The following is a 9272-nucleotide window of genomic DNA, read 5'->3' on the forward strand; positions in this document are numbered from 1 at the left end:
AGGCGCGCGCAGCGGCGGCTGGCTGCGCCGCTGGCTGCGCGCAGGTCCGTCCGAAGCGGATCGCCCGGCGCGCACGCACCGGCAATGGGCCTTGGCCGTGGCCGAGCCGCTGCTGTTCCGCATCGGCCTGGACGGCGCGATCGCGCGCACCCGGCTGGCCGCGCCGGCGGGCGTGCCCGAACGGCTGCGCGAGCAGGTCGAAGCCGAACTGTCCGGCGGACGCGACGGCGAAGACATCGCAGCGCGCTTTTGCGCCGGCTTCTTCCGTATCCCGTATCTCGCCCATCCGCAATTGCTCGCCGCCCCGGCCGACGCCGATGCGGACCCCGCGCGCGACCTGCTGGCCTGGCACGCGATGCGCCAGAGCTATCTGCTGCGGCTGCTCGCGGCCTGGCAGCGGATCGACGATGCGCAGGGCTGGACGCTGGCGCTGCTCAACGCCCAGCGCGTGCAGGACTGCTTCGATTCCTGGCCCGAGTTCGGCGCCGCGGCCGCGCGCGGCCACGCGACCTGGCTGCGCTGGAACGGCCGCGAGGCGCGCCAGGCCCGCGCCACCGAAGTGGCGATCGCCGATTTCCTCGACCGGTACGATAGCCCCTGGCGGCGGCTGGGCTGGTCCGGCTTCGACCTGAGCGTGGCGGTCGCGGACGGGCCGGGGTCCGCCGTCGCCGCGATGTAACGCGCGCGCCTGCCGCCGGCAGTCGCTTCCCCCACTCCCCTACGCACAAGGATCGTCCATGTCCCCACTCAAAGCCGTCAGCGTCGCCGAGGCCATCGCCGCGGAGGGCCGCGTCGATTACGCGGCCTGGCTGCCGCAGCAGCGCTGGGACGAGCTCGAGAGCGCGTTGCAGGCGGTGCGCGAGGAACGCAGCGAACGCCAGCCGACGCTGGACTATGTCGAGGTCTACGGCGACTTCTTCGCCCACGCGCTCGAACACGGGCCGCTCGCGCTGGCGCAACTGCGGCAATGGCGGGCGCAGCGCCCCGACAGCCGGTTTCCGGCCCTGCTCGAAGTCGCCTATTGGGCGGCGTGGTTCGGCGAGTACCGCACCACCGCCACCGCCGATCGGGTGACCCCGGCCATGCGCGCCTGCGCACGCAGCGCCTACGACGCGATGCTGTGCGCGGTGGTGCGGATGCTCGACGGCGGCCACGGCGAATGGCCGGCGATCACCAGCGTGCTCTACGCCCAGGCCGCGTTCGGCGAACCCACGTGGTGGCGGCGCTGGCTGCTCGCGGACGAGCGGCCGCAGGCGCTGCCGATGCACGGCGAATCGGCCGAGATCGAGGCGATGCTGGCGCCGTCCGGCGCGGCCGCCGAGTTGCCGGACTATCTGCGCGCGCTGCCGCAACGCCTGCCCGCGCCGCTGACCACCGAGCCGCTGGCGTGGCGGCGCGGGCAGCCCGAGCAAGAGACGACGGCGCTGGAGTACTGGCTGCGCGTGGCCTTCGCCCTGGACCCGCATGCGCTGGACGCGGCCGCGGCCTATGTGTCGCTGCGGATGCCGCGCTGGGGCGGCAGCTGGGAGGAAATGCTCGCCTTCGCCGACTCGCCGCTGTGCGCGCGCTTCGACGAACACGAGCGCAACGTGCTGCGCTTCTTCGCCTGGTTCGACGAGCTGGAAGTCGACGACAGCGACATGCTGGAAGACCCGCGCGTGTTGCGCCATCACCTGCGCCTGGGCCAGCAGTTGCTGGAACGGCCGCTGGCGGACAACCTGCGCGGCCGCGTGCACAAGTACCTGGCCTATCTGGAAGCGCTCAACGGGCGGATCGACGCGGCCTGCGCCCATTACGCCCACAGCGCCCCGCACAACCATTACCAGCAATGGGAGCTGGTGCGCGCGGTGTCGACCTGGTGCGCCAGCGCCGAGCGCGGGCCGTGGCTGGGAAAGATTGCCGAGGTGAACCGCTTGGTCAGCGCGCACGGCGCGGCGCTGTACGGCGTGTTGAGCCTCAACGGCTGGGCCGGGATCCAGCGCGACCCGCAGGTCGCCGCCGGCTGGTTCGAGCGCGCCGCGGCGGCGACCGCCGACCTCGCCACCGTGCCCGATTCGCCGTTCAACGCGCTGGGCCCGCTCGGCGAAACGCTGGGCACGGACGCGCTGCTGCCGATGTGGATCCAGGCCGCCGCGCTCGGCGACGCTTCGGCGCAATTCAATTGCGGCAGCTATTTCAACGACGAACGCGCCGACGCGCAGCGCGGGCTGGCGTACTACCGCCAGGCCGCCGACAACCGCCACGAGGTGGCGATGTACAACGTCGCCTCGCTCGCACTGATCCCGGTGCGCGACGGCGAGACCACCGGCGCGCAGGCCGAAACGGTCGCGGCCGAAGCGCTGGACTACCTCGACCGCGCGCTGGCGCGCACCGGGCAGGTGATCGCGCAGGATCCGAGCGAGTTCAACCTGGAGCAGCTGGAACGGGTCAAGGATCTGTACGGCACGGTGTTGTTCAGCGACTGGGCGCCGCCGGGCGCGCGCCGGCGCGCGCTGCCGCAGGTGCTGGCCTTCGCCCGCGAGGGCCGCTTCAACTCGATGATCTCGCTGGGCTGGTGGTACGGCGACAAGGACCTGCCCGCGTTCGATTTCGAGGAAGCGGTGTACTGGATCGAAGCCGCGCGCCATCTCGAGCCCGACAGCCACTATGTCGAGAAGCTGCGCGCCTACGTCGAGGTCGATAGCTTCTTCGGCCGGATGAAGTTCGCCTCGGCGCAGGGCAAGGCCAAGCGCCGCGGTTTCCCGGGCCAGGACGACGCGGGGCTGTGAGCGCCATCGCGGGCGGCGCGTCCCGCGCGCGCCGCTCGCCGGTTCGCTCCAACGCACCGATCCGACCCGCTTCAACCCGGACGCGTCAGCCCGGCACGCTCAAGCTCGCCTGCGCGCCGCCGCCGTCGCGATTGGCCAGCGCGGCCTCGCCGCCGTGCAGCGCCGCCACTTCGGCGACGAAGCACAGCCCCAGGCCGCTGCTGCGGCTGCCGCCGGCCGGGCGCGGCAGCGAGTAGAAGCGCTCGAACACCCGGGCGAGCGCGTAGTCGGGCACGCCGGGGCCGCGGTCGCCGATCTCGATGCGCTGGCGGTCGCCGTCGCGACGCAGGCGCAGCACGATCTCGCCGCCCTCGGGCGAAAAATCGGCGGCGTTGTCGATCAGGTTGACCAGCGCCTGGCGCAGCAGGAAGGCATCGCCCTGCACCGGCGGCAGGTTCGGTTCCAGGTCCAGCAACAACCTGGCGCCGCTGTCGCGCAGGCGCTGGGCGCAGTGCTCGGCCGCTTCCTGGGCGATCGCGGCGAGCGCCGCGGGTTCGGGCTTGTCCAGGCTCTGGCGGTGCTCCACCGCGGCCAGCGCCAGCAGCTTGTCGATCATCTGCGCCAGGCGTTCGGCCTGGGCGCGGATGCTGCCGGCGAAGCGGGCGCGGTCGGCGTCGCTCATGCCGGCGTCGCCGGGCGGCGATTCCAGCAGCTCGGCGCTGCCGCGGATCGCCGCCAGCGGGCTCTTCATTTCGTGCGTGAGGGTGTGCACGTATTGCTCGACGTACTGCTTGCCCTCCAGGCGCGAGCGCATCGTCTCCAGCGCGCGGCCGAGTTCGCCGAACTCGCCGGCCGCGTCCGGCGCGGTCGCGCGCGCGCCGGCGGTGACCGCGTTGGCGTAGCGGCGCAGCAGGCCGATCTGGCGCGACAGCCACCACGACACGCCGACCCCGACCAGCAGCGCCGCGCCCATCAGCACGAAGCCCCAGCGCGCCACCACGCGCTGGCTGCGGGCGATGAACGGCGCGATCGCGCTGTTGGGCTTGGCCACGCTGAGCGCGCCGACGATCCGGCCGGCATCGTCGCGGATCGGCGCGGCCACGTGCATCACCGTGTCGTCGGGGTCGCCGCTTTCGCCGGGGCTCGAGCGCGCGCCGTAGCTGCCGCGCAAGGTCAGGTAGACGTCGTTCCAGCGCGAGTAGTCCTTGCCCACGTCGCGCCCGGAACTGTCGAACACCACCTTGCCGCTGGCGTCGGTAACGTAGACGCGATAGCTGGACGAGCGCTTGCGGAAGCCCCAGATCGCCGCACCGACGTCGCGCGCGGCCAGCGCGCGCACGCGCTTGGCGAAATCGCCCTGGTCGATGCGCCCGGCCAGGAAGTCGTCGGCGGCCAGTTCGGCCAGCACGTTGGCGGTGTCGACCAGAGTGTCTTCCATCGCCTGGCGCACGCCCGGCTTGACCTCGGCCACGAACACCCGCGCCAGCAAGGTCGCGGCCAGCGCCACGATCAGGAAATAGCCGAGGAAGATCCGCAGTCCGATTTTCATCCGCGCCCGCCTTCGCTCCGCACGCTCAGCCGTTGTCCAGCGAGTAGCCCAGGCCGCGATGGGTGCGGATCGGATCGGCCTCGGCGTCGACTTCGCGCAGCTTGGCGCGCAGGGTCTTGATGTGGGTGTCGACGGTGCGGTCGCCGCTGTCGAGCGCGTCGCCCCAGACCCGGTCCATCAGCTGCGCCCGCGACAGCACCGCGCCCGGGCGCTGCAGCAGCGCGGCCAGCAGGCCGTATTCGTAGCGGGTCAGGTCCAGGGCCTGGCCGCGGTAGCGGATGCGCTTGCCTTCGGGATCGTGCGCGAACCCGGGTTCCGGCTCCGCCGCCGCGGCGGTGCCGCCGTTGCCGTTGCCGCCGGCGCGGCGCAGCACCACGCGCACCCGGGTGGCCAGCTCGCGCGGCGAGAACGGCTTGGTGACGTAGTCGTCGGCGCCGATCTCCAGGCCCAGGATGCGGTCGGCCTCGGCGTTCTGCGCGGTCAGGAAGATCACCGGCAGGTCGCGCTCGCGGCGCAGTTCGCGGCACAGCGCGAACCCGCCGATGTCGGGCAGGCCCACGTCCAGCACCGCCAGGTCGAACGACATGCGCCCGGCCTCGCGCAGCGCCTCGCCGCCGGTCAGGCAGTGCACCGCCTCGAACCCTTCCGCGCGCAGCGCGTAGAGCACGGTGTCGGCGATGGCGGATTCGTCTTCTACCAGGAGGATTCGCATGATTTGCAGCGGGGAAATAAGGGAAATCGAGGAAAAGGAAGGCGATGGCCGGGACGCCGGGTCCGATGCCCGAGCGCCCTCGGGCCGACCGCGGAGCATACAGGCGGCATAATGCCCCATCCCGGGTCGGGCCCACCGCCCCCTCTTTCCCCCTCTTTCCCGGCTCCGTCATGAACTACCGCCACGCCTTCCACGCCGGCAACCACGCCGACGTGCTCAAGCACATCGCCCTGCTCGCGCTGTGCGACGCGCTGACCGCCAAGCCGGCGCCGCTGTTCGCCCTGGACACCCATGCCGGGCGCGGGCTGTACGCGCTGGACGGCAACTCGGCGCAGCGCACCGGCGAAGCCGAGGGCGGCATCGGCCGGCTGCTGGCCGAGGCGCCCAAGCAGCCGCTGATCGGCCGCTACCTGGCGGCGGTGCGCGCCTGCCGCCAGGAGCACGGCGCGGCGGCCTATCCGGGCTCGCCGTGGCTGCTGGCGCATGCGCTGCGCGGCGACGACCGCATCGCCGCCTGCGAACTGCAGCCGGAGGAAGCGGCTCAGCTCAAGCATGTGTTCGCCCGCGACGAGCGCGTCGCCACGCACCAGCGCGACGGCTATGCGGCGATGAAGGCGCTGCTGCCGCCGCGCATCGGCGCGACCCGCTACAACCGCGGCCTGGTCCTGATCGACCCGCCGTTCGAGGCCCAGCTGGCCGAGTTCGACACCGCCCTGAGCGCGCTGCGCGAGGCGCTCGGGCGCTGGCCACAGGGCACCTACGCGCTGTGGTACCCGATCAAGCGCCGGCGCGCGCTGCAGCCGTTCTACCGCCGCGCCGCGACCCTGCCGGCCAAGTCGGTGCTCACCGCCGAACTGCTGGTGCGCGCCGACGATTCGCCGCTGCGCATGAACGGCAGCGGCCTGCTGGTGCTCAACGCGCCGTGGCACTTCGACCAGCAGATGCAGGCGCTGCTGCCGGCGCTGGCGCGCACGCTGGGCGAAAGCGCGGACGCAGCCGGGGCCGTGCAGTGGTTGAAGCAGGCCGAGTGAGCGGCCGCGGGCGCCGTCGCGCCGCGCATCCCGCGCGCCCGTGCGCGGCAGCGCGCGCTCAATCCGCGCGGCGCGGCGGCCACGGCACCGGCCGGCGCATCGCCACCAGGTCGTAGCCGGGGGCGAATCCGTCGGCTTGCTCGCGCGTGGTTACGAAACCGTGGCGGGCGTAGAAATCGCGGCTGAAGGTCGAGGTCTCGATCACCACCGCGGTGTAGGCCGGATCGGCATCGATCCGGCGCAGCCGTTCGCTGAGCAGCCGCTCGCCCAGGCCGCGCCGATGCAGGTCGCGGCGCACCATGCCCCAGCACAGCACCGCCAGGTCGGCGTTGGACTGCGCGCCGCCGTCGGGATCCGGGCGCGCGGTCGCGTAGCCGCCGCAGGCGACCACGCCCTCGCCGTCGAGTTCCAGCACGAAGTAGTCGTCGATGTTGTCGAGCGTGTCGATGAAATCCTCGCGCTCGACCTGCGCGAAGTAGTCGGGCACGTTGCTGGCGAACAAGGCCAGGCAGGCCTCGCGGTCGGCCGGCGTGTAGGGGCGCAGACGCATCGGTGGCGATCTCCAGGAAACCGGCCCGCGCGCGCGGGCCCGACGACGAACAAGCCGGGCGAAAGCGGCGCCGGGCGAAAACCGTGTTCGAAACAACCGCGCTCGACCGGCGCGGACTCAGTAACAGTCCCAATGGTAGGACACGCGGCTGAAATCCGCGCGCGCCAGATCGTCGGGGTCGATGAAGAAATTGGCGATGCCCGAATCGCCCCACATCATCTCGTCGTCGCTGTCGAGCTGGAACAACAGCACGCGCCGGTCGCCGGCCTGGCGCGGGTCGCTCTGGGTGAATTGCGGATGGCCGCCGAGCTTGTGGCCGCTGCGGTCGAGGTAATCGGCGACTTCGTCGGCGAGTTTTTCCGCGTTTTCTTCGGTCTGCGGATGCTGGCGCAGATACTGCGCGGCCAGTTCCTGCGGATCGCTGCCCAAGGCCTCGTCCACGCCGACGTCGCTGTTGCCGAGGCTTTCGTAATCGGCGGAAAACTTCATTCGCCGCGGCTTGGCCGGATCGAACGGCAATCGATCGCCGGCCGCGCCCGCGGGCGGCGCGATCTCGGGCGCCGATGCGTCGGCCCAATACACCACGCGAAAGCCCTTCTGCTGCGCCAGCGCGCGCATGCGGTCGCCGCGGTCGGCGCCGTCCAGGGCGGCGCCGTAGTAGTCGTCGCTGTCGATGAAGAACTGCAGCAGGCCGCGCTCGGGATAGCCCGGCATCTTCGGCGCCGCGGCCAGGTCGATCTGCGCCAGCAGGCTCAGCGGGCGGCCCTGCGGACCGCGCGGATACTCGCGCCCGGCCGCCCAATAGGCGCGGCCGCCGACCTTGCTGGCGCGCGTCTCGTCCTGGGCCATCGGCTCCAGCGCGATGCGCAGCACCGGGCGCTGGCTGCGTTCCAGCGCCAGCGCGGCCGGGGCCAGCACGGCCTTGGCGCGGCGATGTTCGTCGTGGGAAGCGCAGCCGGGCGCGGCTTTTGCCTCCTCCGCGTTTTTTGGCCGCTCCACCGGCAGCGCGGGCTGGAAGCGAACATACCGATGTTCCTGCGTCATCTTGCGCTGGATCAGATAGACCGCGCCACCCGCTGCCCCCAGCAGCGCCGCGACGATCGCGGTCGACAACAACACCGCCTTGCCCGTATTCATCGCATCGCTTCCGTTCGGCCGGACCCGGATTATCGCCGCACCCGGCGCGCAAACGAAAAGCCCGGCGCGAGGCCGGGCTTTCGCACGCCGCCGCGGCTCACGCCGCCGGCTTGTAGTCCGGTTCGAAGAAGCTCCAGCGCACTTCCGGGAACGCCTGCTTCATCGCCCGCTCGACCGTATTGATCTGCTCGGTCAGGCCGGACACGCTGTGCTCCTCGCGCATCTGCGCCTGCACCGAGACCATCACCTCGTTGCCCAGCTGCAGGGTGATCAGGCTGATGACCCGGGCCACTTCCGGACGCGCGTCGAGGAACTCGCGGATCTGCTGCTGGCGCAGCGGGTCCACACTCTGGCCGATCAGCATCGCCTTGACCTCGATGGCGACGAACACCGCCACGATGATCAGCAGCGCGCCGATGCAGACCGTGCCGATGGCGTCCCAGATCGGGTTGCCGGTGACCACGGTCAGCATCACCGCGATCAGCGCCAGCACCAGGCCCAGCAGCGCGGCCAGGTCTTCGCCGAAGATCACCACCAGTTCGGCCTGGCGGCTTTCGCGGAACCACTGCCACAGGCTGCGTTGGCCGCGCGCCTTGGCCACTTCCTGCAGGCAGGCGCGCATCGAGATGCCCTCGGCGACGATGCCGAACGCCAGCACGCCGGCCGCCCACCACCACTGCTTCAGCGGCTCGGGGTGCTGCAGTTTGTGGATGCCTTCGTACAGCGAGAACATGCCGCCGACGGTGAACAGCATCACCGCGACCAGGAACGACCAGAAATAGATCGCCTTGCCGTAGCCCAGCGGATAGTCCGGCGAGGGCGGGCGCTTGGCTTGCTTGAGGCCGAGGATCAGCAGGCCCTGATTGCCGCAGTCGGCCAGCGAGTGGACGGTTTCGGCCAACATCGCGCTGGAGCCGGTAAAGAATGCGGCCACGCCCTTGGCCACCGCGATCGCGAAATTGGCGCCGAGCGCAAAGAAGATCGCGCGGGTCGAATCACCACCACCTGCCATGACTGAACTGCTCCCTGGGTCGAAGCGCCGGAGTCTAGCATTGCCGATGCTGGCGGTTGAGTGGCTTGCGCTTGGCTGGGTTGGGGACGCGGGAATGGCGGCAGGCAGGTGTCGCCGCGTCGCTCTCCACCCGTCATCCCCGCGAAGGCGGGGATCCAGAGACTTCAGAGCCATGCCGCGATGGAGCCCTGGATGCCCGCCTTCGCGGGCATGACGGCAGAGGGGTTTCGCGGCGGTCGGATTACGCGGCAAGTCGGATTCACCGCGCCTCTCCAAGCCGTCATCCCCGCGAAGGCGGAGATCCAGAGACTTCAGAGTCATGCCGCGATGGAGCCCTGGATGCCCGCCTTCGCGGGCATGACGGCATGAGGGGTTTCGCGGCGGCCGGGTTTCGCGGCAAGTCGGATTCACCGCGCCTCTCCAAGCCGTCACCCCCGCGAACGCGGGGATCCAGAGACTTCAGAGTCATGCCGCGATGGAGCCCTGGATGCCCGCCTTCGCGGGCATGGCGGCAGAGGGGTTTCGCGGCGGTCG

At 71.3% G+C, this 9272-nt stretch carries 8 protein-coding genes; 3 read left to right on the top strand and 5 right to left on the bottom strand.

The window, feature by feature from the left end:
- Together A7A76_RS17300 and A7A76_RS17305 are read left to right on the top strand one after the other, a co-directional pair.
- On the top strand, positions 1-679 hold a 679-nt coding region (locus A7A76_RS17300), incomplete at its 5' end, for a DUF1266 domain-containing protein (protein ID WP_206412370.1).
- Between the two features lie 58 nt (positions 680-737).
- Positions 738-2768, top strand: coding sequence for a DUF4034 domain-containing protein (locus tag A7A76_RS17305; RefSeq protein WP_206412371.1), 2031 nt, complete (start codon positions 738-740; stop codon positions 2766-2768).
- A gap of 85 nt (positions 2769-2853) precedes the next feature.
- On the opposite strand, the gene creC is transcribed toward A7A76_RS17305, so the two are convergent.
- Positions 2854-4296 carry a two-component system sensor histidine kinase CreC gene (creC, locus tag A7A76_RS17310; protein WP_206412372.1) on the bottom strand — a complete coding sequence of 481 codons (1443 nt, stop codon included), beginning with the start codon at positions 4294-4296 and terminating at the stop codon, positions 2854-2856.
- A gap of 25 nt (positions 4297-4321) precedes the next feature.
- Positions 4322-5008, bottom strand: a complete 687-nt coding sequence (gene creB / locus A7A76_RS17315; protein WP_277425854.1) for a two-component system response regulator CreB — start codon at positions 5006-5008, stop codon at positions 4322-4324.
- A gap of 170 nt (positions 5009-5178) precedes the next feature.
- On the opposite strand from creB, the gene A7A76_RS17320 reads away from it, so the two are divergent.
- The gene (locus tag A7A76_RS17320) at positions 5179-6039 is read left to right on the top strand and encodes a 23S rRNA (adenine(2030)-N(6))-methyltransferase RlmJ (RefSeq protein ID WP_206412373.1); all 861 of its coding nucleotides are present in this window, start codon (positions 5179-5181) and stop codon (positions 6037-6039) included.
- A 58-nt stretch (positions 6040-6097) separates the two neighbouring features.
- Here A7A76_RS17320 and A7A76_RS17325 read toward each other — a convergent pair whose 3' ends face one another.
- The 3 genes from A7A76_RS17325 to A7A76_RS17335 all read right to left on the bottom strand — a co-directional run bounded on the left by A7A76_RS17325 (position 6098) and on the right by A7A76_RS17335 (position 8738).
- A complete protein-coding gene (locus tag A7A76_RS17325) occupies positions 6098-6589 on the bottom strand; it encodes a GNAT family N-acetyltransferase (RefSeq protein ID WP_206412374.1) in 492 nt (163 codons plus the stop codon).
- A 117-nt stretch (positions 6590-6706) separates the two neighbouring features.
- Entirely contained in the window at positions 6707-7726 is a 1020-nt protein-coding gene (locus A7A76_RS17330; RefSeq protein ID WP_206412375.1) for a YwqG family protein, read from the bottom strand.
- A gap of 97 nt (positions 7727-7823) precedes the next feature.
- Positions 7824-8738 carry a cation diffusion facilitator family transporter gene (locus A7A76_RS17335; protein ID WP_206412376.1) on the bottom strand — a complete coding sequence of 305 codons (915 nt, stop codon included), beginning with the start codon at positions 8736-8738 and terminating at the stop codon, positions 7824-7826.
- Positions 8739-9272 lie beyond the last annotated feature (534 nt).

The sequence above is a fragment of the Lysobacter enzymogenes genome, from assembly GCF_017168095.1.
Classification (GTDB): Bacteria; Pseudomonadota; Gammaproteobacteria; order Xanthomonadales; family Xanthomonadaceae; genus Lysobacter; species Lysobacter enzymogenes_D.

Coding starts and splice junctions, on each gene's coding strand:
- A7A76_RS17305 (WP_206412371.1), top strand. CDS start 738: ATGTCCCCACTCAAAGCCGTCAGCGTCGCCGAGGCCATCGCCGCGGAG.
- creC (WP_206412372.1), bottom strand. CDS start 4,296: ATGAAAATCGGACTGCGGATCTTCCTCGGCTATTTCCTGATCGTGGCG.
- creB (WP_277425854.1), bottom strand. CDS start 5,008: ATGCGAATCCTCCTGGTAGAAGACGAATCCGCCATCGCCGACACCGTG.
- A7A76_RS17320 (WP_206412373.1), top strand. CDS start 5,179: ATGAACTACCGCCACGCCTTCCACGCCGGCAACCACGCCGACGTGCTC.
- A7A76_RS17325 (WP_206412374.1), bottom strand. CDS start 6,589: ATGCGTCTGCGCCCCTACACGCCGGCCGACCGCGAGGCCTGCCTGGCC.
- A7A76_RS17330 (WP_206412375.1), bottom strand. CDS start 7,726: ATGAATACGGGCAAGGCGGTGTTGTTGTCGACCGCGATCGTCGCGGCG.
- A7A76_RS17335 (WP_206412376.1), bottom strand. CDS start 8,738: ATGGCAGGTGGTGGTGATTCGACCCGCGCGATCTTCTTTGCGCTCGGC.